Source organism: Brevundimonas sp. DC300-4 (assembly GCF_049897365.1).
GTDB lineage: Bacteria > Pseudomonadota > Alphaproteobacteria > Caulobacterales > Caulobacteraceae > Brevundimonas.
On sequence record NZ_JAFCWC010000003.1, the window covers coordinates 15,516 to 41,143 of the forward strand.

Here is a 25,628-nt window from a genome sequence, read left to right on the forward strand (position 1 = left end):
CTGGACGCCGCCTCTCGCCGCGTGGCATTAAGACTTGCCGGACCGCCTTTCTCGCGTCATTCGGCGCCTGTTTCGTCAGCCGCCCACAGCGAGTTCATGAGTTCATCCGCCGCCAGCTCCGCGAACGGCCCCCTCGTGGCCGGCCCCACTCCGAGCGGGCTCGTCATGGCCCGCGACGTGTCAAAGACCTTCGGAACCCGGAAGGCCCTCGACGGCGTCTCCGTGTCCGTCGCCGCTGGAGAAATGGTCGCCCTGATCGGTCCGTCCGGATCGGGAAAGTCCACCCTGTTGCGTTCCATCACCGGCCTGCAGACGATCGACGGCGGCAAGGGCCAGATCGACGTCTTCGGCGTCTGCGTCCAGAAGAACGGCCGCACCACCGGCGCCGTCCGCGCCGCGCGCCAGAAGCTGGGCATGATCTTCCAGCAGTTCAATCTGGTCGGACGGTTGAGTCTGTTCTCCAACGTCATGCTGGGAGCGCTGGGCCGACTTCCCGGCTGGCAGGGTCTACTGGGGGCCTGGCCCAGCGCCGACAAGGCGCGGGCCATGGCGGCCCTGCACCGGGTGGGTGTCGCCGACTACGCCGCCCAGCGCGCCAACACATTGTCGGGCGGCCAGCAGCAGCGCGGCGCCATCGCCCGGGCCCTGGTCCAGGGCGCGAAGGGGATCCTGGCCGACGAGCCGGTCGCCTCGCTGGACCCGGTCTCCGCCCGCAAGGTGATGGAGTTGCTGGTCGAACTGAACAAGCGCGACGGCCTGGGGGTGATCGTCACCCTGCACCAGGTCGACTACGCCATCCGCTATTGCGACCGGGTGATCGCGCTGAAGGCCGGCAAGGTCGTCTATGACGGCCCGTCGACCAGCCTCGACACCAAGCAATTGATCGATATCTACGGTCCCGAGTTCGAGGACGCGTTCTGGGAAACCAAGGCATGATCTTCGCCTCATTCACCCGCCGGGCCGCTCTGGTCGGCGTCGCGATCGCCCTGCTCGGTCTCTCGGCCTGCGGCGGCGGTGACGAGACCAAGGCCGGCGCGCCGACCAAGATCACCTTCTCCATCCTGTCGGCGGAAGGCCAGGCCTCGGCCGGACCGCTGTGGCAGCCGCTGCTGGAGGACATGTCGACCGCCATCGGCGTGCCTGTGGAGCCGTTCTTCGGCTCGAACTACACCGTCCTGGTCGAGGCCATGCGCGGCAACCAGACCCAGGTCGCCTGGTTCTCGGCCAAGCCGGCGGTCGAGGCCATCGACCGCGCCGACGCCGAGGTGATCGCCCGCACCGTCAACAAGGAAGGGCTGGACAGCTATCGCTCGACCCTGGTCGTCAAGACCGGCTCGGGGATCACGCTGGATCAGGTTCTGGCCTGCGGCAAGCGGTTCGACTTCGGCATAGGCGACGCCCAGTCCACCTCGGGCACGCTGGCCCCCATGGCCTTCCTGTTCAATCCGCGCGGCATCGTCCCGGCCCAGTGTTTCAAGACCGTGCGCTCGGCCAACCATCAGGCTAACGCCTTCGCTGTGGCCACGGGGGTCGTCGATGTGGCGACCTCGAACACCGTCAACACCGTCTTCCTGAACCGCCAGAACCCGGCCATTGCGGCCCAGATCACCGAGATCTGGCAGTCCCCGCCGATCCCGGAATCGGGCATCCTGGTGCGCGGCGATCTCGATCCCGCCATCAAGGAAAAGATCCGCAGCTTCTTTCTGACCTACGGCCAGGGCGAAGGCGTCGAGGCCGACCGTCAGCGCCGCGTGCTGGCCGGGCTGGAGTATTCCCAGTTCCGCGCCGCGGACGACAACTATCTGAACCCGATCCGCGAGATGATCGCCGACCAGCAGCTGACCGAGGCGCGCGAGAAGGGCGACACCGCCGCCGTCACCGCCGCCGAGGCCGAGCTGCAGCGCCTGCGCGTCCTGCGTGAGGTTCAGCCTTGACCGACGCCGCGCATGCCGCCGGCCCGATCCCGAAGGCGCCCCGGAAGTCGCTGGGGGCCTGGGCGCTCGACGTCCTGATCTGGGGAGGCGTCCTGACGCTGCTGGTCTATAGCGTCGGCGACGTCGATCTGGGCAATATTGGCAAGCTGTTCAGCAACGCCGAAAGCACCCAGACCTTCGCCAGGGAGCTGTTGCGTCCCGACTTCACCGACTGGCGCATCTTCGTCGAGAAGATGTGGGAGACGATCCAGATCGCCCTCTGGGGGACGTTCATCGCCGTGTTCGCGGCCGTCCCGATGGGACTGGCGGCGGCGCGCAATGTGTCTCCGGTCTGGGTGGTCACGCCGGTTCGCTGGCTGATGAACCTGCTGCGCTCCATTCCCGATCTGGTCATTGGTCTGCTATTCGTCGTGGCAGTGGGCCTCGGCCCGTTGCCCGGCGTTCTGGCCATCGCCCTGAACACGGCAGGTGTGCTGGCCAAGCTGTTCTCGGAAGCCGTGGAGTCGATCGACAAGGGGCCCGTCGAAGGTGTGCGCGCCACCGGCGCCACCAAGCTCCATGAGATCGTCTGGGGCGTCATCCCCCAGGTCGCGCCGCTGTGGACCTCGTTCGCACTCTACCGGTTCGAGTCCAACAGCCGGTCGGCCACCGTTCTGGGTCTGATCGGCGCGGGTGGCATCGGCCAGGTGCTGTTCGACAGGATGAACGCCTTCGACTTCCGCGACGTGTCCGCCATCGTCGTGGTCGTGGTCATCGCCGTGACCCTGATCGACATGCTGTCACAGGCCATGCGCAAACGTCTGCTTTAAGCGTCGCAACTTCGCTTCGCCCGAGAGACCGCCTGATGTCGTCCATCCTCCCTCGCCGGCTTTTCGTCGCTGGAACCGCCGTTATAGCCCTGACCGTCGCCGCCTGCGGCGAGGGCGGTGGCCAGCGCAACGGCATATGGGCGGCCGGGTCCTCGACCGTCTTCCCGTTCGCGACCCGGGTCGCCGAGAATTTCGGGCGCAACAATCCGGAAGGTGCCCCGCCTCGCGTCGAGGCCCTGGGCACCGGCGGCGGCATCCAGGCCTTCTGTCAGGGTCTCGGACCCTCGACACCCGACATCGCCAACGCCTCGCGGCCGATGAAACAGTCCGAGTTCGACAAATGCGCCGGGAACGGCGTCACCGAGATCGTCGAGCTGAAGATCGGCTATGACGGCATCGTCGTTGCCACGGCCCGTGACGGCGGCAGCTTCAACTTTTCGCTGGACGATCTCTACGAAGGCCTGGCCAAGGAAGCGCCCGGTCCGAACGGGACCTTTGTGCCCAATCCGGCCCGGAGCTGGTCGGACGTCAATCCATCGCTGCCGAACCAGCGCATCCAAGTCTATGGCCCGCCACCCACGTCGGGCACCCGCGACGCCTTCCTGGAACTGGGCATGACCCCGGGCGCCCGGCTGATCCCGGCGGTCGCCGCGGTCGAGGATCAGGACGAGAACCGGTTCGAGGCCCTGTCCCACACGGTACGCGAGGACGGCGCCTGGGTCGACTCGGGCGAGAACGACAACGCCATTCTGCAGACCCTGACCCGCACGCCGGGCTCACTGGGCATTTTCGGCTACTCCTTCCTCGAGCAGAACATGGACACGGTGAAGGCCGAGACCATCGACGGTATTGCTCCCAGCCCCGAGACGATTTCCAACGGGACCTATCCGCTGGCGCGCAGCCTCTACATCTATGTGAAGAAGGCGCACGTCGGCGTGACGCCCGGCCTGCAGGAGTTCCTGATCGAGTTCACATCCGAGGCGGCGGTGGGCCGGGGCGGCTATCTGCAGGACCGGGGTCTGGTGCCTCTGCCGGAGGCGGAACTGGTTCAGCAACGCGCCATCGCCACAGCCCTGACACCCATGGCGCGGCCGGAATAGTCAGGCCGCCGCCCTGCGCCTGACCCGGGCGATGCGACGAAGGCGGCGCCAGAAGCGTCCGCGTTCTGGCTCCGGGTAGGGCTCCAGGTTCTGCACGAACTGCTCGGCCGAGGCGCGCCAGCTGAACTTCTCGGCATAGGCGCGGGTTGCGGCGCGGTCGCACTTCAGCGCCTCGAGGCAGGCCGTGCGCAGGTCCGCGTCGATGGCGCCGGCGTTGGAGCCGGGAACCAGGTCGATGGGGCCGTGGGCCGGATAGGCCGCGACAGGGGTGCCGGTGGCCATGGCCTCCAGGATCACCAGGCCGAAGGTGTCGGTCCAGCTGGGGAAGACGAAGACATCCGCGTCGCGGAAACAGCGGGCCAATTCCTCGCCAAACCGGGCGCCAAGGAATTTCGCCTCGGGATAGCGGTGCTCCAGGTCGGCGCGGGCGGGGCCGTCGCCGACCACGATCTTGGTGCCAGGCAGGTCGGTTTCGAGGAAGGATTCGATGTTCTTCTCGACGGCGACGCGTCCGACGTTCAGCCAGAAGGGGCGCGGCCAGTCCTTGCCGCCCAGGTCGTCGAAGATGCGCTCCAGATCCGGCCGGAACTGGTCCGTGTCGACACCCCGCGACCAGGGCGAGATGTTCTTGAACCCGTGCTCCTCGAGTTCCTTCTTCAGCGTCGGGGTGGCGACCATCAGCCGGCCCGACGGCTTGTGGAACCACTTCATATAGGCGTAGCCGACCTGCACCGGGACGGGGAAGCGGGCGGAAATATATTCCGGGAATTTCGTATGATAGCTGGTGGTGAAGGGCAGTTTCCACTCGACGCAGATGCGCCGGGTGGCGATGCCGATCGGCCCCTCGGTGGCGATGTGCACAGCGTCGGGTTCGATCGCGCGCAGGCGTTCGCGGATCTCTTCCTCGGCGCCGAGGGCCAGGCGAATCTCGGGATAGGTCGGCGCCGCGATGGTGCGGAACTGGCTCGGCTCGATGACCTCCACCTCGTGACCCATGGCACGGCATTCCGCGACGGTGCGGGTCAGGGTGCGGACGACGCCGTTGACCTGGGGCTCCCAGGCGTCGGTGGCCAGAACGATGCGCATGTGGGCCGAACGGCTCCGCCTTCTATCAAGCAGGCAGCTTTAGCGGGTCATCTCGACGAAGGCGAGACAGTCCTACAAGGGGAGGGCGGTCGTCGACTTCACCTCTTCGAGAACGGCATAGGTTCGCGTCTCACGCACGCCGGGCATCCGGGTGAGGACTTCGCCAAGGAAGGCGCGATAGGCGTCCATGTCGCTGACCCTTGCCTTGATCAGATAGTCGAAACCGCCCGCCACCATGTGACATTCCAGAACCTCGGGCTGACGGCGGACCATGTCGGCGAAGGCTTCGAATCGGTCGCCGGTGGTCCTGTCCAGCAGCACCTCGACGAAGATCATCAATCCGCGCCCGACCTTGGAAGGGTCGATCAATGCGGCATAGCCGGTGATGACCTGGCGCTCGCGCAGACGACGCACACGCTCGAAGCATGCGGCGGGCGACAGATTGCACCGCCGGGCCAGTTCCGCGTTGGATACGCGCCCGTCCACCTGGAGCACCCTCAGGATGCGGCGATCGACGGCGTCCAGATTTTCAACGGCCATAGGAGATAAATTCCGAAGGATCGTCGCCCGAGGCCTCGATCATACGGTGCACATTCGGGTGCGTCCGACATATAGGCAAGTTCATACAGGACAGGATTCTCGTTGACGCCATGCCGCCCCTCACCGCTTCTCCCGTCCCTTCGTTGAGCCAGGACTGGGACACGCTGGACCACGGCAAGTTCGCCGACGAGCCCTCAACTGTCCGGGCGCTGCTGACCGCCTCTCCGCTGGACGCCGCCGCCCGCCGGGCCGCCGTGGACGAGGCCGTGCGCCTGGTCGAGCAGGCGCGCAAGAGCCAGAAGAAGCAGGGGGTGGTGGAGAGCTTTCTGCAGGAATTCTCACTGGGCACCCGCGAGGGTCTGGCCCTGATGTGCCTGGCCGAAGCCCTGCTGCGCACGCCGGACGAGGACACGCGCGACCGGCTGATCGCCGAGAAGATCGGGTCGGCCGACTGGGCGTCGCACCTCGGCCAGTCCGACAGCCTGTTCGTCAATGCCTCGACATGGGGCCTGATGCTGACCGGCAAGCTGGTGGACGCCGACGAACAGGCGAAGACCGACCTGCCGGGCTTCCTGACCCGCGTCGCCGGGCGTCTGGGCGAGCCGGTCATCCGTCAGGCCGTGGCCGCAGCCGTCCGCATCATGGGCGAGCAGTTTGTGGTCGGGCGCACCATCGAGGCGGCGCTGAAGCGGTCGAACCGCGAGGGCTGGCTGTGCAGCTTCGACATGTTGGGCGAGGGCGCCCGCACCGCCGCCGACGCCGAGCGGTATGAAAAGATCTACGGCGACGCGATCACTGCCGTGGGCAAGACCGCCAGGGGGGAGGGGCCGGAGGTCGGACACGGCGTCTCTGTCAAGCTATCGGCCTTGTCGCCGCGCTATGAGGCCACGCATGAAGGCCGTGTCTGGGACGAGCTCTACCCGCGCATCAAGCGGCTGGCCCTGATCGCGGCGCGCGCCGATATCAACTTCACCATGGATGCAGAAGAGGCGGACCGGCTGGCCCTGTCGCTGAAGCTGCTGGACCGGCTGGCGAACGAGCCGGAACTGGGCGACTGGTCGGGGCTGGGTCTAGCTGTGCAGGCCTATCAAAAGCGCGGACCGGAGGCGATCGCACGGATCGCCGAGCTGGCGCGGACGTCGAAACGGCGGCTGATGGTGCGGCTGGTCAAGGGCGCCTACTGGGACACCGAGATCAAACGGGCCCAGGTCATGGGCCGAACGGACTATCCGGTGTTCACCACCAAGGCAGCGACGGACCTGAACTATCTGGTCTGCGCCCGCGCCATGATCGACGCGGCGCCGCATCTGTATTCGCAGTTCGCGACCCACAACGCTCACTCGCTCGCGGCCGTGCACGACATGGCCAGGGGGGGCGGGGTCAAGATCGAGTTCCAGCGCCTGCACGGCATGAGCGAGGCCCTCTATGACGCCGCCGCCCAGACCTTCGGGCCGATGACCGTGCGCGCCTATGCTCCTGTCGGGGGCCACGAGGACCTGCTGCCCTATCTGGTTCGTCGCCTGCTGGAGAACGGGGCCAACTCGTCGTTCGTGCACGCTCTGCTGGACGAGCGGGTGCCGGCCTCGGCTGTCGCTGCCGACCCCGTCGCCTCGGTCGAGGCCCACCCTGACCGCCACGCCAAGATCCCCACGCCCAAGGACATATACATGGACCGCCAGAACTCGCTCGGCCGCGACTATTCGCAGAAGGTCGATCGCGAGCGTCACGCCGCCGCCCTGCAGAAGGTCGATGCGGAAAAACTGACCTCCGGCCCGATCATTGGCGGCAGGCTGATGGCCGGGAAGAACGCCCAGGCCGTGACCAACCCCTATGACCGGTCGCAGGTGCTGGGACACGTCTCGGAGGCGTCGACCGACGACATCGACAACGCGGCCGATGCGGCAGGCAGGGCCCAGATCGTCTGGGACCGCGCCGGCGGATCGCGCCGGGCGCCGGTGCTGCGGGCCATGGCCGATGCGCTGGAAGCCGACATGGACCGGCTGGTGGCGCTGCTGAGCCGCGAGGCCGGCAAGACGCTCAACGACGGCGTGGCCGAGGTGCGCGAGGCCGCCGACTTCTGCCGCTACTACGCCATGCTGGCCGAGAAGGATTTCGGTGGACCGCAGGTGCTGAACGGACCGGTGGGCGAGACCAACCGGCTGGTCCTGCACGGACGCGGCGTCTTCGCCTGCATCAGCCCGTGGAACTTCCCCCTGGCCATCTTCACCGGCCAGATCGCGGCGGCGCTGGCGGCCGGCAATGCCGTGCTGGCCAAGCCTGCCGAGCAGACGCCCCTGGTCGCGGCCGAGGCCGTGCGGCTCTATCACAAGGCGGGGCTTAACCCGGACCTGCTGGCCCTCGTGCCCGGCCGTGGCGAGACGGTCGGCGCGGCGCTCGTTTCGCATCCTGGGATCGACGGCGTCGCCTTCACCGGCGGCACGGACACGGCCGCGGCCATCAACCGCTCGATCGCGGCGCGGGCGGGGGCCATCATCCCGTTCATCGCCGAGACAGGCGGGTTGAACGGGATGTTCGTGGACACGACGGCCCTGCGCGAACAGGTCATCGATGATGTGATCTCGTCGGCCTTCGGTTCGGCCGGCCAGCGATGTTCGGCACTGCGGGTGCTCTATGCGCCCAAGGAGTCGGCCGACAGCCTGATCGAAGGCCTGAAGGGCGCGCTGGCGGCCCAGGTGCTCGGTGATCCGTCCGATCCGGCTTCGGACATCGGCCCCGTGATCGACACCGAGAGCCGCAAGGCCTTGGAGGCCCATGTCGAGCGTCTGGGCAAGGATGCGAAGATCTTGGCCCGCGCCATGATGCCCGAGGGCTCGGAGCGCGGCGACCTGTTCGCCCCGACCATCGCCGAGATTCCGACCCCGGACTATCTGGAGCGGGAGGTCTTCGGCCCGATCCTGCACGTCTATCGCTATGATCCGAAAGACCTGAAGTCGGTCGCCGGCAGGCTGGCGGCGCGCGGCTATGGTCTGACCCTGGGCGTGCACTCAAGGATCGAGGCCTTCGCCGAAGAGGTCATCGAACTGGTCCCGGCGGGCAACGTCTACATCAACCGGGGCGTGACCGGCGCGGTGGTCGGGGTCCAGCCGTTCGGCGGCGAGGGCCTTTCCGGCACGGGTCCCAAGGCGGGAGGGCCGAACAGCCTGATCCGCTATGCGTCGGAAAAGGCCATCTCCAACAACATTTCGGCCCAGGGCGGAGACCCGGCGCTGTTGAACCTGTAGATGTACCAAGGTGCAAGTTCTCACCCTGACACTCCCGATCGCCGTATTGGGCGCCCTGTGTGCGGCGGGTGTCTACAGCTACGGACTGTGGAATCGGGGAACGCGGCCTCTCAGCACCGAAACTATCGTGCTGACGCCAGAGGCGCGTTCGCGGCTGGTTGCCCTGCGTGCCGAACAAAAGTTCCAGGCCCATGACTATCCGCCTCTCGGCTACACCGGGGCTGCCCGCCTGCAAGACGAGTTGAATCCGACAGCGGCCGTGAACGGGTTCATCGGCGACGTGCTGGCGGGTTCGAACTTCTCTATTGCGGCAGCTGATGTTCGCAAGAACGCCTTCCGGCACCTCGCTCGACTCGAACGCCTGGATACCGAGGACCGGGATCGAGCCTACGACTATGTGCTGGACGTCTGGTATACGCTCGGCTTCCGAGGCGCCCTCACGCGTATCCAGCCCGGGTCAGGCTTTCCCATTCCGGACGGTTATGCCGAGCCTCTGCCCGCCGGATGGATTTCACCGAGCCAGCCCAGACCGATCGAAACTATCGGCCAGGCCAGCCGCCTGCGCGGCTAAGGGCGCTGGGGGCAGGGCGGCCGATCTTCTCGCCGATCCAGCGGGCGGTCCCGATCAGGGCGTCGAGGTCGTAGCCGGTCGAATAGCCGGCGCGCTCCAGCATGTACACGAGGTCCTCGGTGGCGACATTGCCCGTGGCGCCGGGGGCGAAGGGACAGCCGCCGATGCCGCCCACCGAGGCGTCCAGGATATCGACGCCCGCCTGCACCGCCGCATAGGCGTTGGCGACGCCAGTATTGCGGGTGTCATGGAAATGCAGGCGCAGGACGGCGTCCGGCGCGACGGCCTTGGCGGCCTCGACCGTCTTCGTCACGCTCCACGGGTCGCCGACGCCGATGGTGTCGGCCAGGCCGATCTCGGCGACGCCGAGAGCCGCCAGTTCGCCGACCAGATCGCTGACCTGACCGACCGAGACCTCGCCGTCGAAGGGGCAGCCCCAGACGCAGCTGAGGGTGGCCGAGAGCGCGGGAAGGGGCGTGTCGGCGCCGTCGGAGTTGTGACGGCGGGCGAGGATGTCGGACAGCATCGCCACCTGATCGCGGACGGCCAGACCCTGGTTCTTCAGGCCGAAGCCGTCGGTGACGGAGAGGGAGACGTTGACCTCGTCGACGCCGGTCCCGAGCGCCCGGTCATAGCCCTTGCCGTTGAGGACGAGGCCGATGCGGCTGCGACCCGGGGTCGGGGACAGGGCAGCCATGACGTCTTCCGCGCCCGCCATCTGCGGCACCAGTCTCGGATGGACAAAGCTGACCGCCTCGATGCGATGTGCGCCGGCGGCCTCCAGGCGCAGAACCAGGTCGGCGCGGACTGACGGGTCGAGAATGGCCTTCTCGTTCTGGAGGCCGTCGCGGGGGCCGACCTCGACGATCTGTATCGGACGGAAACTCACCGGGGAGGGTCCTGACCCGTGGGTGCGCCCGGTGGCGCATAGATGGTCAGGCGGACATCGTCGCCGCTGGAATAGTTGTGACCGGTGACCACGCCGACCGCGCGGCCGGGCACGCCGGTCTGGGCCGTCGCCTGACGGAAGGCCTCGTCGTCGCCGGCCTCGACGATGGCGGGGCGGCCCTCGGCCAGGGCGCGGGCGGCGCCGGCGGCGTCGGTCAACTGGGTGTCGCGACCGGTGACGAAGACGAAGCTGGGCTCATGGAAGGTGGTGATGGCGACGGGGCCTGGCGTCAGGCCCTGACGCGGCGACAGACCGTTCTGCTCCAGCATGGTCTCCAGCCGGGGAGCGATGGACAGGGGACGCAACTGGCGGAGGGTGCCCGCGAGCGCTCCGTGGGCGACGATGCCGAAGCCCAGGGCGATCAGCACGCCGGTGACGGCCGCGCGATTGAGCAGCAGAAAGCCGCCGATCAGGGCGGCCATGACAGCGCAGACGACGGTGATCGTCGCCCAGGTCTGGGCCGTCGAGGTGCCGAAGGCGGTCAGACCGTAGACGGTGATCCCGCTGACCACTACGGCGCCGAAGACCGCGAGACCGGCACCGGTCCAGCGCGAGACCTTGCCGATCGGCCGGGTCAGGGCGGCAGCCATCAACAAAGCCAGCGCGGCGAAGGTGGGCAGGGTGTAGTGCGGCAGCTTGGTCGGGGCGATCTCGAAGATCAGCCAGCAGGGCACCAGCCAGCAGACGAGGAAGCGGATCGCAGGCTCGGCGCGGCGGCTCCAGCCCGTGGACAGGGCGGCTGGCAGGATCAGAGTGGCAGGGAACAGCAGAATGGGCGCGATCAGGGCGTACATGCCCGGGAAGCCGCCGTGGCTTTCGGCTGCGCCGGTGACCTTCGAGCCAAGATCATTGCCGATGGCTTCGCGCCAGAAGCCGCCGTCGGTGGCGATGGTGACCGCGATGGCCCAGGGACCGACGATCAGCACGAGCAGGGGCACGCCCCAGCCCCAGCCCAGCCGCTTGAGCCAGACCCATTGACGGTCCCACAGGCACAGCATGAGGACGGCCGGAATGACCACCAGCAAGCCAATGGGGCCCTTGACCAGGATGGACAGGCCCAGCCCGCCCCAGAGCATCAACTTCCACAGACGCTGGGTCGGGTCGCCCTTGACCAGTGGCGCGACGCGGGAGGCCATATAGAGACGCGCGAGGCCGGCCATGGCCAGGGTCACCGCGCCGCACAGCATGGCGTCGGTCTTGGCGATCCCCGCCTCGGACGACAGCAGGAAGGTCGCGCCCAGCATGGCTCCGCCGAGGAAGCCGGCTCTGGCACCGAACAATGCCGTCCCGACCCATGCGCAGGCCCAGGCGGCCAGCATCGCCCCGATGATGGAAGGGATGCGGTAGGGAGCGATGTCGCGGTTCTCGACCTTGGACGTCAGGCCCACGGCCACGGCCTGCATCCAGTAGATGCCGATGGGCTTCTTCCAGCGCGGATCATCCTGGAAACGGATGTCGACATAGTCGCCGCTTTCCAGCATCTGCGAGGTCGCCTGTGCGTAGCGGCTTTCGTCCCGGTCCAGCGGCGGAAGGAGAAGCAGGCTGGGCAGGCCGGCGATCAGGGCGACGAGCGCCGCCAGGAGGGGGGCGCGCCAGCCGGCGACATATCGATCCAGGTTCGGGCGCGTCATGAGATCGTTCCTAACACGGCGATTGCGCAGGCGTCAGCGGCTCGACATCGCCGACCGTGGCGCGAAACCGGGTTTTGCGTCTAGAGAGCAAGGATGCAGAGCGCCGAGACCCTTCAGATTTCCATCGTCGTGCCGGTCCACAACGAGTCCGGCGCGGCCGGGCCGCTGGCGCGCGAGATCGCGGCGGCTTTCGGCGGGCGGGCGCACGAGATCATTTTCGTCGACGACGCCAGTCGCGATACGACCCTGGCCGAACTGAAGGCCCTGATGGCCGAACTGCCGACGCTGCGGGTGCTGGCCCACACGACCAATGCAGGTCAGAGCCGGGCGGTGCGGACGGGCGTTCTGGCCGCGCGGGCGCCGATCGTGGTCACCCTGGACGGTGACGGCCAGAACCCGCCCGAGGATGGGCCGAAACTCGCCGATGCCCTGATGGCCGCCCCGCCGCAGGTCGCCCTGGTCGGCGGCGTGCGCCAGAAGCGCCAGGACTCCGAGGCCAAGCTGTGGGCCTCGCGCTGGGCCAACCGGATCCGCAGGCGGCTGCTGGGCGATGACGCCGACGACACGGGCTGCGGCTTGAAGGCCTTCCGCCGCGATGTCTTCCTGCGGCTTCCCTATTTCGATCACGTGCACCGCTACCTGCCGGCGCTGGTGATCCGCGAAGGGTACGAGAACCGGTACCTGCCGATCGGCCACCGCCACCGCGAGACGGGGCAGTCAAAATATACGAACTGGGGACGGCTGAAGGCCTCGTTCTCGGACCTTCTGGGCGTGATGTGGCTGAAGAGTCGTTCGCGTAGGCCCGGGCCCATCAGCGAGTTCTAGCGCGCAGGCGCGAGTCGCCGCGTGGTGAGCGATAGCGCCCCAAAGAGGCGACAGCCGTAGCGGTGTGGAGCGAACGGGAGTATCCGTCGTTAACAAGCTGCGCCGTTCCAACACGAGACACAGACCATGCTGATCGCACTGCCCCTGCTGGTCATTCCGGTGATCCTGTACAACATTGTCCTGCTGTCCGGACTGGGTGGCGGCGGTCTGGCGGCGGCGGACGACGCCTTGCGCCAGTCGCTGTTTTCGATCCCGATGGCCTCGGGCGCGAGCTGGAATGTCGGCATCGGCGATCTGATCCTGTTCCTGTCGCTGATCCTTCTGTTCTTCGAACTGCTGAAGTCGACGTCAAGCCAGAAGGTGGCGATCGTCAATCACGCCCTGTCGATGATCCTTTTCGTCATCTGCCTGGTCGAGTTCCTGCTGGTGCGCGGGTTCGCGACCTCAACCTTCTTCCTGATCGTGACTATGGTCATGCTGGACGTGCTGGCCGGGTTCATCGTGACCATCATCTCGGCGCGCAAGGACCTGGACTTCGGGGCAGGCGCTTGATCCCCGGGGCCCAACCTTGGCGGAAAACCGCTGACACTTTTCCGGGTCAGGCCCTAGATCAGGGCGGCGAAGATCAGCGAGACGACGATCACGTCGAAGGTCTTGGCGGCAAAGGCGAGGGTCATGGCGGCGTCCGAAGGCGAGAGGTCCCCTTGTTCGCTGCAAGCCTCGGGCCAGCTCAGAGTTCGGTCTTCTTGATCAGTCCGGCGGGGGGGCGACGGTCCTTGTCGCCTGAATATTCCGCCCCGAGGTAGCTGGCGCGGGCCGCGTCCATCACCGGCGGACCCCCTTTGAGGCCTTTGCGCTGACCGGTCTGGCCCATCATCTGTGCGGCGAAGGCGGCCGCCGGATCCAGAGGATTGGTGTCGGCGGGCGTGGTCGACGCGGCAGGGCTTGCCGGGTCGGGGATCTCATCGATGACCTTGCCGACGGGAACCAGCGCGCGGCTGGAGGAGGCGGCGCGGCGTTCGGCCTCGCGCCGCTGGGTCGCGCGACGGTCGCGGCCCTCGACCGGTCCGACAGGGCGGACGCCGTCGGTCACGGCTTGCCAGAGCCCTGGGCGGAGCCTGCGATGCGGTCAATCTGGGCGCGCATCTCGTCCATCTGGCGGCGCATCTCGTCCATGGCCGGGTCCGCCGAAGGTTGCGGCGCAGGGGCGGCCTGGGCCGGAGTTTCGCCGTCTGTGCGGCCATAGGCGAAGGGCGGGAACATCCTCATGGCGTTCTGGAACATGGCCATGTTCTGCTTGACCGCCGACTCCATCAGGCCGCCGGTCATCAGGCCCACCGCCGGCGTGGCGCCGAAGGTCTTGGTCACCTGTTCGCGGAACTGCTCCTGCTGACGCGAGAAATTCTCCAGCGACATCTCGAGATAGGAGGGCAGGACGCCTTCCATATGGCCGCCGTAGAAGCCGATCAGCTGACGCAGGAACTGGACGGGCAGCAGCGCCTGGCCCCGGCTCTCTTCCTCGAAGATGATCTGGGTCAGGATCTGACGGGTCAGCTCCTCATTGGTCTTGGCGTCGAAGACGACGAAATCGACGCCTTCGCGGACCATCTTGGCGAGGTCCTCAAGCGTGACGTAGGTCGACGTCGAGGTGTTGTAGAGCCTGCGGTTGGCGTATTTCTTGATGACCACCGGCTCGCCGTTTCTGGCGCTGTCCTTGGTCTTTCCGCCCTGGGTCGTGCTGTCGGCCACTGGAGTGTCCTTGTTGGCGTCTTTTGCTGGGTCGCGAGATCGAACCGAAAAAGTCTTCAACCTTTCCTGATCTCACTCCGTGCGCCCGTTATCCCGCACTGCGATGCAACGCGCCAGTGGGCATGTGACCGTTCCGTGTCAGCCGAGGTTGGGCGCCAGGACGACGCCGACCAGGACCGCCGCCCAGTGAACGCCAGCACCCGCCACCACGAACCCGTGCCAGATGGCCCGACGGTACTTCAGCTTGGGTGAGATGAAGAAGAAGACCCCGGCCGTGTAGATCAGCCCGCCAAGCACCAGCAGGCCGAGCGCGATGGGGTGGACGGTATCGATCATCGGCTTCAGCGCGATCACCGCCAGCCAGCCAAACAGGACATAGACCCCGCTCCAGAAGGCGTCGGAGATGCGCGGCGCGACCAGCTTGGCCGCCACGCCCGCGAAGGCGATAGTCCAGACCACGAGGGTAAAGCTGATGGACCACCAGCCCTCGAACCTCTGGGTCGTGAAGGGTGTGTAGGAGCCCGCGATCATCAGGAAGATTGCGGCCTCGTCCAGACGGCGCAGGACCGGCCGGGCAGCGCTGGGACGGGTCAGGTTGTAGATCGTCGAACAGGTCAGCATGGCGATCAGGCACAGGGCGTAGATCGCCGTGGCGAAGACCGCGCCGAAGCCGGCGTAGAAGGCCGACAGGATCGCCAGGGCGATGCCGCCGACGGCCGCCAGGGTCAGGCCGACGACATGGACCACCAGATCGGCGGTGTGTTCGGACCGCGACTGATAGTGCTCCTCCAGATCGATCTGATCCGGGGTGCATATGCGTCGGGCGTGGCGCTTGAGAAGAGTCAGCATCGTCCCACCTAAGTCGGCGTTGAGCCGATCGTTCCGAGGAATATGGGTGGCCGCCATGACTATCGCCTGAACGGCGAGGCCGGACGTGACGAAACCGCGCGGATGCGGCAGAAACGCCACGCAAGGTTTCGAGGAGCCTAAGGGGCGGTCGCCCTGTTGAGACTCCAGCAAGGATAAATTCATGAGCGCCGCCACCGAAGTCGTCATCGTCTCCGCCGCCCGCACGCCGGTCGGTTCTTTCCTGGGCGGACTGTCCAGCCTGCCGGCTTCGAAGCTGGGCGAGATCGCAATCAAGGCGGCGCTTGAGAGGGCAGGGGTTTCGCCGGCCGATGTCGACGAGGTCATCCTTGGCCATGTGCTGCAGGCCGCGGCCGGTCAGGGGCCCGCAAGACAGGCCTCGATGGGGGCGGGCATCCCGCAGGAAACCCCGGCCTGGAGCCTGAACCAGATCTGCGGCTCGGGCCTGCGGGCCGTGGCCCTGGGCTATCAGCAGATCGCCCTGGGCGATGCGAAGATCATCGTCGCCGGCGGTCAGGAGAGCATGAGCCAGGCGCCGCACGCCCAACACCTGCGCACCGGCCACAAGATGGGGGACCTCGCCTTCACCGACACCATGATCAAGGACGGGCTGTGGGACGCCTTCAACGGCTATCACATGGGCCAGACGGCCGAGAACGTCGCCGAGAAGTTCCAGATAAGCCGCGCCGCCCAGGATGAATTCGCCCTGGCCAGCCAGCACAAGGCCGAGGCGGCGCAGAAGGCGGGCAAGTTCGACGAGGAGATCGTTCCGGTCGTGATCCCCGGCCGCAAGGGCGACGTCACCGTCGACAAGGACGAATACATCCGTCACGGCGCAACCCTGGAATCCATGGAGAAGCTGAAGCCCGCCTTCAGCAAGGAGGGGTCGGTGACCGCGGCCAACGCCTCGGGCCTCAACGACGGCGCGGCGGCCCTGGTGCTGATGTCGGCCGATGAGGCGAAGGCGCGCGGGCTGGAGCCGCTGGCGACCATCCGCTCGTGGGCCTCGGCGGGCGTCGATCCGGCGATCATGGGCACGGGTCCGATTCCTGCCTCGAGGAAGGCGCTGGAGAAGGCGGGCTGGACCGTCGCCGATCTGGATCGCGTCGAGTCGAACGAGGCCTTCGCCGCCCAGAGCCTGTGCGTGCTGAAGGAACTGGGGCTGGACCCGGCCAAGGTGAACGTCAACGGCGGCGCCATCGCCATCGGCCACCCGATCGGGGCGTCCGGCGCGCGCATCCTGACGACCCTGCTGCACGAGCTGAAGCGTTCGGGCGGCAAGAAGGGACTGGCGACGCTCTGCATCGGCGGCGGCATGGGCGTGGCCCTGTGCGTGGAGCGGGTCTGACGGGTTTCCGGACTCCAAAACACCGTCCGAAGCGTCCGGAAGCGTGTGGGGGCGCGACTCCAGAATAGACTCGACAGAGTCGACAGAGCCGCGCCGCTGGTTGGGAAGGTCCCGGACATCGGGACAGTGTGCGCCCGTTTTCAGGGGTGATTAATAAAAGGCGTTTCATTAGAGCCGGGCATTGAAATCGCAGGCGGATTCGGACGATCCGTTGATGGGTATGACCTGATTTCCTTCTCCCCTTGCGGGAGAAGGTGGCAGCCGAAGGCTGACGGATGAGGGGTCACGCCGGCGGCTCGAATGATGACGAGCAAGGCTCATCGGCCAGAGCTCGGCGTCACCCCTCACCCGATCGCGCAAGGACGACGGCTGCGCCGCCGTGCGCGATCTCCCTCTCCCGCAAGGGGAGAGGGATCACCGGAGAGGAGACTTCACGCAGCCCACAGTCTATTCACCCGCCGATGACCACATCGATCCTCTACGGCCGCCCCCCGCTGGTGTTCGATCCGCCGGGCGCGGCGACCCAGACCTCTCCGCAGATCCCCGGCTCGACGGCGTTGGAAAGCCTGGCCGACGGCTCGGTCGAAACGGCCATGGTCTATGCGCCGCCTGGCGTGCTGGAGCGGCGCTATGCGCTGGCGCAGGCGCTGAGGGCGTTGCAGGTCGGCGGGCGGCTGGATGTCATGGCGGCCAAGGACAAGGGCGGCTCGCGGTTGAAGAAGGAGCTCGAGGCGTTCGGGCTGGAGGTCGGGGAGACGGCCAAGGCGCACCATCGGCGTTGCGTGGTGATCAAGACCGGGAGCGAGACCGGGCTGGACGCGGCGATCGCGGCGGGCGCGATTCAGGCGGTCGAGGGGCTGGAGGCCTGGTCGCAGGCAGGCGTATTCGCCTGGGACCGGATCGACGCGGGCTCGGCGCAACTGGCCGCGCATATGCCCGCGCTGAAGGGCGCCGGAGCCGATCTGGGCTGCGGCTATGGAGCGCTGGCGACGGTGGTCCTGCGGTCGGAGGCGGTGACGTCGCTGCGGTTGATCGATCTGGATCGGCGGGCGGTCGAGGCGGCGCGGAAGAATGTCGAGGACGCGCGGGCGTCATTCGAATGGGCCGATGTACGGACGCTGGAGGCGGCGGGCGACCTGGACTTCATCGTCTCCAATCCGCCTTTCCATGACGGCGGGGCCGAGGACCGGCGGCTGGGACAGGCCTTCATCAAGAAGGCCGCCGAGATGCTGAAGAAGGGTGGGGTGCTCTGGCTCGTCGGCAATCGGCACCTGCCCTATGAGGCCGAGCTGAACGCGGCATTCAAACGGGTGACGCCGGCGGGCGACGGCGGCGGGTACAAGCTGTTCGAAGCCACGAAATGAAGACACCCACCGCCCGCGTCGACAAGCTGCTGGGATCCATGGGCTACGGCTCGCGGAGCGAGATCGCGCGGCTGGGCAAGGTCGGGGGGATCGTGCTGGACGGGGTCGATCTGACGGATGTGTCGAAGCGGATCGCGGTGACCGCGGACCTGCCGGGGCGGATGCAGATCGACGGACGGCCGCTGGACCCGCCGACGGGACTGGTGCTGATCCTCAACAAGCCTCTGGGCATGACCTGTTCGCACAAGGAAGACGGGGCCCTGGTCTATGACGTCCTGCCCGAGCGGTGGCGGCGGCGCGATCCGGCCATCTCGACCATCGGGCGGCTGGACAAGGAAACGTCGGGGCTGTTGCTGCTGACCGATGACGGCGACCTGCTGCACCGGGTGATCTCGCCGAAACGCCATGTGGCCAAGGTTTATCACGCGACCCTGGCCCGGCCGCTTGCGGGGACGGAGGCGGCGCTGTTCGAGGCCGGCGGACTGGTGCTGGAAGGCGAGGACAAGCCGCTGGCGCCCGCCCACCTGGACGTGATCTCGCCGACCGAGGCGCGGCTGTCGGTGACCGAGGGGCGCTATCACATGGTGCGCCGGATGTTCGCGGCCGTGGGCAATCACGTCGAGGGGCTGCACCGGGAACGGTTGGGTCAGCTGGCCTTGCCGGAGGATCTGGCGCCGGGCGAATGGCGGCTGGCGACCCAGGCCGAGATCGATCTGATCTTCTCATGATGGAACCCGCCGGTTCCCGCTGACTTAAGGCTCCGCTTCCGCGGAGAAAAACATGACCGGCGCCACCATCAAGCGGGACCTGCGGACCGGGCGGTCGGTCTGGGCCGACAGCCCGGGTCTGGGTGTGCCCGTGCAGGGGCTGACGCAGGCGATCAGCGTCGATGTCTGTATCGTCGGCGCCGGGATCAGCGGGGCCTTCATGGCCCATGAGCTGAGCCGGGATTATTCGGTGGCGGTGCTGGATCGAAGGCCCCCGCTCATGGGATCGACCGTCGCTTCCACCGCCATGCTGCAATGGGAGATCGATCTGCCGCTGACGGCGCTGGGCGACAAGATCGGAGCGAAGAACGCGGCCCGGGCCTGGCGCCGGTCCCGTTCCGCCTTGGATGATCTGAAGCAGATCGTGGCCCGAGAGCGGATCGTCTGCAGCCTAAGGACAAGGGGTCGCTCTATCTGGCGGGCGATGAATACGGCCACCGGGCGCTGGAGGCGGAGGCCGGGGCGCGGGCGGCCCTGGGGCTGGAGAGCCGATACTTCGGTCCGGCCGAGCTGCGCGAACTCTATGGCATGGAGCGGACCGGCGCGATTGTGTCCGAAGGCTCGGCCAGCGCCGATCCGGCCCGGTTGGCGGCGGGGCTGTTGCGGCGGGCCGGGGCGAACGGGGCGAAGGTCTATTCGCCCGTCGAGGCGCTGGAGGTGCTGGGCGATCCCGACGGCGTGACGCTGACGACCGATGCCGGCGTCGTCGTGCGGGCGCGGAAAGTCGTGTTCTGCTGCGGATACGAGTTCCCGAAAGTGGTGCCGACGCCGGATGCGGAGGTGATCTCGACCTGGGCGATGGCGTCGAAGCCTCGGGCGGCCTGCCCCGCCTGGCTTCGCGACATGCTGGTTTGGGAGGCGTCCGATCCGTACCTCTATTTCCGCATGGGCGGGGATGGCCGGTTGATCGTCGGCGGCGAGGACGAGGCCGACCCGGTCGCCCACGAGGACAGGGCGAAGCTGAAGCGCAAATGCGCGACGATCGCCGGAAAGCTGAAACGGCTGCTGCCCGAGGTCGAGTTCGAGTTCGACTACAGCTGGGCCGGCGCGTTCGGGGAGAGCACGACAGGCTTGCCGAGCATCGGACCTGTGCCCGGACTGGAACAGGCCTGGTCCGTCATGGGGTTCGGCGGCAATGGCATCACCTACTCGGTCATCGCGTCCCAGATCGTGGCTGCGGAGGTGCGAGGCGGGCGCGATCCCGACGCGGACCTCTATAGGTCTTGACCCGAACGATGGCGAAGGTCACCAGCGGCGCATGACCGGTGTGAAGATCTGCGGCCTGACGACACCCGAGACGATCGACGTCGCCCTGGATCACGGGGCGGCGTTCGTGGGGGCGGTAATGTTCACCCGCAGTCCCCGCAACATCGCGCCAGAGGATGCGCGGCCGCTGTTCGAGCGGGCGCGCGGCCGGGCCGGGATCGTGGCGGTGACCGTGGATGCGGACGACGATCTGCTGAGCCGGATCGGGGCGCATCTGAGGCCCGACTTCGTGCAGTTGCACGGGCGCGAGACGGTGGCGCGGGCGCACGCCGTGCGGACCCTGACCGGGGCGGGGATCATCAAGGTGTTGTCGGTGTCGACGGCTGAAGACCTCGATGCGGCGAAAGACTGGGAGGATCACGTCGAGCATCTGATGTTCGACGCGAAGCCGCCGGAGGGGTCGGTTCTGCCCGGCGGGGTCGGGGCCACGTTCGACTGGGCCATGCTGGGCGGGCGGACGTTCAGGAAGCCGTGGTTTCTGGCGGGCGGGCTGACGCCGGGGAATGCGGCCGAGGCTGCGGCGATCAGCAGCGCCCCCCTGCTGGACGTGTCCTCTGGCGTCGAAAGCGCGCCGGGTGTTAAGGACGCGGCCCGGATCGCGGCCTTCCTGAAGGCCGTCGTCTGAACCCTCCGCCCGGCCGTATTTCGGGCGTAAGCCTGCGTGAAAGCTGACCCGTGAACGCCATCATCCCCAACGAATACGCCATGCCCGACGCGGAGGGCCGTTTCGGCCCCTATGGCGGACGGTTCGTGGCCGAGACCCTGATGCCGCTCGTGCTGGAGCTGAACCAGGCCTATGAGGCCTGCAAGGCCGATCCGACCTACCAGGCCGAGCTGGACGACTTCCTGACCCATTATGTGGGCCGGCCCAGCCCGCTGTACTTCGCCGAGCGACTGACCGCGCATCACGGCGGGGCGGACATCTGGTTCAAGCGCGACGAGCTGAATCACACGGGTGCGCACAAGATCAACAACTGCATGGGCCAGATCCTGTTGGCCATGCGGATGGGCAAGAAGCGGATCATCGCCGAGACCGGCGCTGGCCAGCACGGTGTGGCGACGGCGACCGTCTGCGCCCGCTTCGGCCTGCAGTGCGTGGTCTATATGGGCGCGGCGGACGTCCAGCGGCAGTCGCCCAACGTGTTCCGCATGAAGCTTCTGGGGGCCGAGGTCATCCCCGTCACCTCGGGTCGCGGCACCCTGAAGGACGCCATGAACGAGGCGATGCGCGACTGGGTCACCAATGTCGAGGACACCTATTACCTGATCGGCACGGCGGCCGGGCCGCATCCCTATCCGGCCATGGTGCGCGACTTCCAGAGCGTGATCGGCAAGGAGACCCGGGCCCAGATGCTGGCGCGGCGCGGCAAGCTCCCGGACGCCTGCGTCGCGGCGATCGGCGGAGGATCGAACGCCATCGGCCTGTTCCACCCCTTCATCGAGGACGCGGGCGTGCGTCTGATCGGCATCGAGGCGGCCGGACGCGGTCTGGACGGCCCCGACCACGCGGCCTCGCTGCAGGGCGGACGGCCCGGCGTGCTGCACGGCAACCGCACCTATCTGCTGCAGGACGACGACGGCCAGATCCTGGAAGGCCATTCCATCTCGGCGGGCCTCGACTATCCGGGCATCGGGCCGGAGCACGCCTGGCTGAAGGATATCGGCCGGGCCGAGTACCGCGCAGCCACGGACGTCGAGGCGCTGGAAGCCTTCCAGCAGTGCTCGAAGCTGGAGGGTATAATTCCGGCCCTGGAGCCAGCCCACGCCCTGGCCCGGATCGGCGAGATCGCCAACGAGGTCGGCAAGGGCGGCGACGTGGTGCTGAACATGTGCGGGCGGGGCGACAAGGACATCTTCGCCGTGGCGAAGCATCTGGGCGTGGAGTTGTGACGATGAAGACGATGATGATCGCGGCCGTTCTGGCCCCCGTTCTGGGGGTGGCGCCAGCCGCGGCCATGGCCCAGGCGACGGGCATCGGCCAGCCGATCGAGGCTCCGGTCCTGCCGGGCGCAGTCCTCGATGCGGCCTGCGGCAACCTCTATGACATGGCGGGCAAGGCTTTCTGCGTCACGGCACCCCTGGCCTCGATCGGAGCGCTGGCCGATGCCTATGTCGCCCATTTCGAAAGCCAGGGCTGGCTCGCCGCCGGAGGTGACGACAACCGCGTGGTGTTCATCAAACGCAAGGACGCCGGAGGCTGCGACGGCATGCAGCTGCAGGCTTTCTACGATCCCAACCGTCCGGCCGGACCGGAAGTGCCGGGTTACATCGCCATGGCCACCGTTCCCGGCGACGTCTGCGCCGCCGCTGCCGCCGCGCCCGCCCAATGACGACCGCCCGCATCGACGCGCGCTTCGCAGCGCTGAAGGCCGAGGGCCGGGCCGGGTTCGTGGCCTATGTCATGGCCGGCGATCCCACCCGCGATGAGGCGCTGGAGATCCTGCGCAGCCTGCCCGCCGCCGGGGCCGATATTATTGAGCTGGGCTTCCCGTTCAGCGATCCGATGGCCGAGGGGCCGCCGATCCAGCGCGCTGCCCTGCGCGGTCTGAAGGCCGGGCTGACTCTGAAGGGCACGCTCGGTCTCGCCGCCGCCTTCCGTCAGGGCGATGCGGACACGCCCCTGATCCTCATGGGCTATCTCAACCCGATCGAGAGCTATGGCTATGAGGCCTTCGCGCGCGATGCGGCGGCAGCAGGGGTGGACGGCTGCATCGTCGTCGATTGCCCGCCGGAAGAGGCCGATCCGTTGACCGACGCGCTCGATGCGGCGTCCCTGTCGCTGATCCGTCTGGCCACGCCGACGTCGGATGATGCCCGGCTGGAGCTCATCGCGCGGCGGACCTCGGGCTTCGTCTATTACGTCTCGGTCGCCGGTGTGACCGGGGTGAAGGAGGCGCAATCCGCCTCGGTCGCCCCGGCCGTCGAACGCGTGCGCAAGGCCTCGGGCCTGCCGGTCGCGGTCGGGTTCGGGGTCAAGACGCCTGAACGGGCGGCCGAGATCGCGCGCGTCGCCGACGCCGTGGTCGCAGGCTCCGTCCTGGTCGACGAGGTCGCGGCGGCCTTGGACGCGAACGAACCCGTGGCGCCGCGCGTTCTGTCCAGGGTGAAGGCCCTCGCCGACGCTGTGCGCGGTGCGCGCGTGGCGGAAACCGTCTAGAGACACCATGCTCCGTGCACCCCGGCGAAGGCCGGGGGCCAGATCGAAGGCGCGGTGTCTGGTATCAACGCCCGGCTGCTGTCGGGGATGCGGAAGTTTACAACTGGACCCCGGCCTTCGCCGGGGTGCACGGTGAAGGGACGGCGGGCATGGCCCGCCCACGAGGCAAGATGGCTGACAAAACTCCCCCGAAGCCTCAGGAAAAGCGCGGCGGCTGGCTCAGCCGGTTCGCCCCCGGCGTTCGCAAGATCGTCAGCCGGCGCGAGACGCCGGACAATCTGTGGGTCAAGGACCCGGATTCGGGCGAGATGCTGTACCGCTCCGACCTGGAGGCCGCCCTGTGGGTGACGCCGTCCGGCCGGCACATGCGCATCAACGCGACCCAGCGGCTGGGCTACACCTTCGACGACGGCGAGTATGAGGTGATCTCTTCGCCCGACGTGGTCGAGGATCCGCTGAAGTTCTCGGATGGCAAACCCTATCGCGAGCGGCTGATCGCGGCGCGCAAGGCCACCGGAACCAAGGACGCCATGTCCATCGGCTTCGGCGAGATCGCCGGCACGCCCGCCGTGGCAGTGGTCCAGGATTTCGCCTTCATGGGCGGTTCGCTGGGCATGGCGGCCGGTGAAGGCTTCATCGCCGCCGCCCGGGCCGCGATCGAGCGCGGCGTGCCCCTGGTCTGTTTCACCGCCGCCGGCGGCGCGCGGATGCAGGAGGGCGCGCTGAGCCTGATGCAGATGGCCCGCACCACCCTGGCCGTTCAGGAACTGAAGGACGCCCAGCTGCCCTATATCGTGGTCCTGACCGACCCGACGACCGGCGGGGTCACGGCCAGCTATGCGATGCTGGGCGACATCCACCTGGCCGAGCCGGGCGCCCTAATCGGCTTCGCGGGACCGCGCGTGATCGAGACCACCATCCGCGAGAAGCTGCCGCCCGGGTTCCAGCGGTCCGAATATCTGCAGGAAAAGGGCATGGTCGACCGCGTCGTCGCCCGCGCCGACCTGCCGGAGACCCTGGGCAAGCTGCTGTCGATGCTGATGGGCGGACGGCGTCAGGCGGCCTAGGCTCCCGCCATGGATCCTGTCTCCGAACGCCTGCGCCTGCGCCACCCCCAGAAGATTGACCTGTCGCTGGACCGGATGCGGACCCTGTGCGCGGTGCTGGGCAATCCGCAGGATCGCCTGCCGCCGGTGATCCATGTGGCCGGGACCAACGGCAAGGGATCGACCATCGCCTTCATCCGCGCCATGGCCGAGGCGGCCGGGCTGAAGGTCCATGTCTACACCTCGCCCCATCTGGTGCGGTTCAACGAGCGCATCCGGCTGGCGGGGGAGCTGATCTCGGACGAGGCGCTGTCGGCGATCCTGGACCGGATCGAGGCTGTGCAGGGCGTCGAGGCCACGGTGTTCGAGAGCACAACCGCCGCAGCCTTCGTCGCCATGGCGGAGACGCCCGCCGACCTGTGCATCGTCGAAGTGGGCCTGGGCGGGAGGCTTGACGCGACCAATGTCATCGATCGGCCGCTGCTGAGCGTCATCGCGCCGGTCGATCTGGACCACGCCGAGTTCCTCGGCACGCGGATCGAGAGCGTGGCGGGCGAGAAGGCGGGAATCCTGAAGGCCGGCGCACGCGGGGTCGTGGCGCGGCAGTCGGAGACGGCGATGGCGGTGATCGAGGCGCGGGCGATGGCCGCCCATGCGCCGCTGACGGTCATGGGGGTAGACTTCGACGCCTGGGACGAGCGCGGCGGCATGGTGTTCCAGGACCAGGACCAGTTCTTCGACCTGCCGGCGCCGGGGCTGAAGGGGCCGCACCAGATCGCCAATGCGGGGCTGGCCGTGGCCGTGGCGCTGGAGCTGGACCTGCCGGCGGAGGCCATCGCTGCGGGTGTGGCGGAGGCGCGGTGGCCGGCGCGGATGCAGCGGCTGGCGGCGGGTCCCTATGGCGAGATTGCAGGACAGGCGGAGGCCGAGCTGTGGCTGGACGGAGGGCATAATCCGCACGCGGGGCGGGCTCTGGCCGAGGCCATCGGGGAGAGACAGAGGAAGGCGCCGCGTCCGCTGGCCCTGATCGTCGGCATTCTGGCCAACAAGGACTACGGCGGATTCTTCGAGGCCTTGAAGGACACCGGGGCGCACGTCTTCACCGTCGGCTTCGAAGGCGCGGCGGCGGATCCGGCGGCGCTGGCGGCCGTGGCGCGTGGGCATGGTCTGGGGGCGCAGAGTTCGTCGTCGGTGGAAGCCGCGCTGAGCCGCGCGCTCAGGCTCGGCGCCGGGCGGGTGGTGATCTGCGGCTCGCTGTATCTCGCCGGCGAGGTGCTGGGGGCCAGCCCGGAGACGTGGCCGGTGTGAGGACTTCGTCCGTCATCCTCGGGGCGCGAAGCGAACCCGAGGACCCAGCGACGGCATTGCAACATCTAC

General features: G+C 67.9%; 24 protein-coding genes and 1 pseudogene. 18 read left to right on the top strand and 7 right to left on the bottom strand.

The annotated features are described in order from the left end of the window. Window positions 1-165 precede the first annotated feature (165 nt). Genes phnC through ACP7AZ_RS05805 form a run of 4 tightly spaced genes read left to right on the top strand, consistent with a single transcriptional unit; the run spans window position 166 to window position 3,843 of the window. Window positions 166-936, top strand: coding sequence for a phosphonate ABC transporter ATP-binding protein (gene phnC, locus ACP7AZ_RS05790; RefSeq protein ID WP_426037714.1), 771 nt, complete (start codon window positions 166-168; stop codon window positions 934-936). Continuing rightward, window positions 933-1,934 carry a phosphate/phosphite/phosphonate ABC transporter substrate-binding protein gene (gene phnD, locus ACP7AZ_RS05795; RefSeq protein ID WP_426036964.1) on the top strand — a complete coding sequence of 334 codons (1,002 nt, stop codon included), beginning with the start codon at window positions 933-935 and terminating at the stop codon, window positions 1,932-1,934. The genes phnC and phnD overlap by 4 nt, the downstream gene beginning before the upstream one ends. Beyond that, window positions 1,931-2,743: a phosphonate ABC transporter, permease protein PhnE gene (phnE, locus tag ACP7AZ_RS05800; RefSeq protein WP_426036966.1), complete on the top strand. Its 813-nt coding sequence runs from the start codon at window positions 1,931-1,933 to the stop codon at window positions 2,741-2,743. Before phnD ends, phnE begins: the two co-directional genes overlap by 4 nt. A gap of 35 nt (window positions 2,744-2,778) precedes the next feature. Continuing rightward, a complete protein-coding gene (locus tag ACP7AZ_RS05805; protein WP_426036968.1) occupies window positions 2,779-3,843 on the top strand; it encodes a substrate-binding domain-containing protein in 1,065 nt (354 codons plus the stop codon). Here ACP7AZ_RS05805 and ACP7AZ_RS05810 read toward each other — a convergent pair whose 3' ends face one another. Then, window positions 3,844-4,929: a glycosyltransferase family 4 protein gene (locus ACP7AZ_RS05810; protein WP_426036970.1), complete on the bottom strand. Its 1,086-nt coding sequence runs from the start codon at window positions 4,927-4,929 to the stop codon at window positions 3,844-3,846. It lies immediately after the preceding gene. A 72-nt stretch (window positions 4,930-5,001) separates the two neighbouring features. Next, on the bottom strand, window positions 5,002-5,469 hold the full coding sequence (locus tag ACP7AZ_RS05815) for an Lrp/AsnC ligand binding domain-containing protein (protein ID WP_426036972.1): 468 nt from the start codon (window positions 5,467-5,469) through the stop codon (window positions 5,002-5,004). 110 nt (window positions 5,470-5,579) lie between these two features. On the opposite strand from ACP7AZ_RS05815, the gene putA reads away from it, so the two are divergent. Further along, the gene (gene putA / locus ACP7AZ_RS05820) at window positions 5,580-8,711 is read left to right on the top strand and encodes a bifunctional proline dehydrogenase/L-glutamate gamma-semialdehyde dehydrogenase PutA (RefSeq protein WP_426036974.1); all 3,132 of its coding nucleotides are present in this window, start codon (window positions 5,580-5,582) and stop codon (window positions 8,709-8,711) included. 10 nt (window positions 8,712-8,721) lie between these two features. Then, on the top strand, window positions 8,722-9,282 hold the full coding sequence (locus ACP7AZ_RS05825) for a hypothetical protein (RefSeq protein WP_426036976.1): 561 nt from the start codon (window positions 8,722-8,724) through the stop codon (window positions 9,280-9,282). On the opposite strand, the gene ACP7AZ_RS05830 is transcribed toward ACP7AZ_RS05825, so the two are convergent. Both ACP7AZ_RS05830 and ACP7AZ_RS05835 read right to left on the bottom strand, forming a co-directional pair. Next, window positions 9,251-10,171, bottom strand: a complete 921-nt coding sequence (locus ACP7AZ_RS05830) for a hydroxymethylglutaryl-CoA lyase (RefSeq protein ID WP_426036978.1) — start codon at window positions 10,169-10,171, stop codon at window positions 9,251-9,253. The two genes, ACP7AZ_RS05825 and ACP7AZ_RS05830, sit on opposite strands and share 32 nt — an antisense overlap. Then, window positions 10,168-11,862 (bottom strand): ArnT family glycosyltransferase, encoded by a 1,695-nt coding sequence (locus tag ACP7AZ_RS05835; protein ID WP_426036980.1) that lies wholly within the window; start codon window positions 11,860-11,862, stop codon window positions 10,168-10,170. Before ACP7AZ_RS05835 ends, ACP7AZ_RS05830 begins: the two co-directional genes overlap by 4 nt. 93 nt (window positions 11,863-11,955) lie before the next feature. Between ACP7AZ_RS05835 and ACP7AZ_RS05840 the strand changes: the two genes are divergently transcribed. Beyond that, complete coding sequence (locus tag ACP7AZ_RS05840) at window positions 11,956-12,687, top strand: glycosyltransferase family 2 protein (protein ID WP_426036982.1); 732 nt, start codon at window positions 11,956-11,958, stop codon at window positions 12,685-12,687. Window positions 12,688-12,813: 126 nt separating this feature from the next. After that, window positions 12,814-13,239 (top strand): hypothetical protein, encoded by a 426-nt coding sequence (locus ACP7AZ_RS05845; protein ID WP_426036984.1) that lies wholly within the window; start codon window positions 12,814-12,816, stop codon window positions 13,237-13,239. 178 nt (window positions 13,240-13,417) lie between these two features. On the opposite strand, the gene ACP7AZ_RS05850 is transcribed toward ACP7AZ_RS05845, so the two are convergent. The 3 genes from ACP7AZ_RS05850 to trhA form a co-directional block, all read right to left on the bottom strand. After that, window positions 13,418-13,780, bottom strand: a complete 363-nt coding sequence (locus ACP7AZ_RS05850) for a hypothetical protein (protein WP_426036986.1) — start codon at window positions 13,778-13,780, stop codon at window positions 13,418-13,420. Continuing rightward, window positions 13,777-14,436: a polyhydroxyalkanoate synthesis repressor PhaR gene (phaR, locus tag ACP7AZ_RS05855; RefSeq protein WP_426036988.1), complete on the bottom strand. Its 660-nt coding sequence runs from the start codon at window positions 14,434-14,436 to the stop codon at window positions 13,777-13,779. The genes ACP7AZ_RS05850 and phaR overlap by 4 nt, the downstream gene beginning before the upstream one ends. 138 nt (window positions 14,437-14,574) lie before the next feature. After that, window positions 14,575-15,285 (bottom strand): PAQR family membrane homeostasis protein TrhA, encoded by a 711-nt coding sequence (gene trhA / locus ACP7AZ_RS05860; protein WP_426036990.1) that lies wholly within the window; start codon window positions 15,283-15,285, stop codon window positions 14,575-14,577. 181 nt (window positions 15,286-15,466) lie between these two features. Between trhA and ACP7AZ_RS05865 the strand changes: the two genes are divergently transcribed. The 10 genes and pseudogenes from ACP7AZ_RS05865 (at window position 15,467) to ACP7AZ_RS05910 (ending at window position 25,559) form a co-directional block, all read left to right on the top strand. After that, window positions 15,467-16,651 (top strand): acetyl-CoA C-acetyltransferase, encoded by a 1,185-nt coding sequence (locus tag ACP7AZ_RS05865; protein ID WP_426036992.1) that lies wholly within the window; start codon window positions 15,467-15,469, stop codon window positions 16,649-16,651. 461 nt (window positions 16,652-17,112) lie between these two features. Further along, window positions 17,113-18,015: a class I SAM-dependent methyltransferase gene (locus ACP7AZ_RS05870; protein WP_426036994.1), complete on the top strand. Its 903-nt coding sequence runs from the start codon at window positions 17,113-17,115 to the stop codon at window positions 18,013-18,015. Continuing rightward, window positions 18,012-18,743, top strand: a complete 732-nt coding sequence (locus ACP7AZ_RS05875) for a pseudouridine synthase (protein ID WP_426036996.1) — start codon at window positions 18,012-18,014, stop codon at window positions 18,741-18,743. The genes ACP7AZ_RS05870 and ACP7AZ_RS05875 overlap by 4 nt, the downstream gene beginning before the upstream one ends. A gap of 52 nt (window positions 18,744-18,795) precedes the next feature. Beyond that, window positions 18,796-20,009, top strand: a pseudogene (locus ACP7AZ_RS05880) (NAD(P)/FAD-dependent oxidoreductase). 31 nt (window positions 20,010-20,040) lie between these two features. Continuing rightward, window positions 20,041-20,673 (top strand): phosphoribosylanthranilate isomerase, encoded by a 633-nt coding sequence (locus ACP7AZ_RS05885; RefSeq protein WP_426036998.1) that lies wholly within the window; start codon window positions 20,041-20,043, stop codon window positions 20,671-20,673. Window positions 20,674-20,753: 80 nt separating this feature from the next. Beyond that, complete coding sequence (gene trpB, locus ACP7AZ_RS05890; RefSeq protein ID WP_426037716.1) at window positions 20,754-21,938, top strand: tryptophan synthase subunit beta; 1,185 nt, start codon at window positions 20,754-20,756, stop codon at window positions 21,936-21,938. A 2-nt stretch (window positions 21,939-21,940) separates the two neighbouring features. After that, on the top strand, window positions 21,941-22,378 hold the full coding sequence (locus ACP7AZ_RS05895; RefSeq protein WP_426037000.1) for a hypothetical protein: 438 nt from the start codon (window positions 21,941-21,943) through the stop codon (window positions 22,376-22,378). Continuing rightward, window positions 22,375-23,205: a tryptophan synthase subunit alpha gene (gene trpA, locus ACP7AZ_RS05900; protein WP_426037002.1), complete on the top strand. Its 831-nt coding sequence runs from the start codon at window positions 22,375-22,377 to the stop codon at window positions 23,203-23,205. Before ACP7AZ_RS05895 ends, trpA begins: the two co-directional genes overlap by 4 nt. 149 nt (window positions 23,206-23,354) lie before the next feature. Next, window positions 23,355-24,272, top strand: coding sequence for an acetyl-CoA carboxylase carboxyltransferase subunit beta (locus ACP7AZ_RS05905; RefSeq protein WP_426037004.1), 918 nt, complete (start codon window positions 23,355-23,357; stop codon window positions 24,270-24,272). A 9-nt stretch (window positions 24,273-24,281) separates the two neighbouring features. Beyond that, a complete protein-coding gene (locus tag ACP7AZ_RS05910) occupies window positions 24,282-25,559 on the top strand; it encodes a bifunctional folylpolyglutamate synthase/dihydrofolate synthase (protein WP_426037006.1) in 1,278 nt (425 codons plus the stop codon). Window positions 25,560-25,628: the final 69 nt, after the last annotated feature.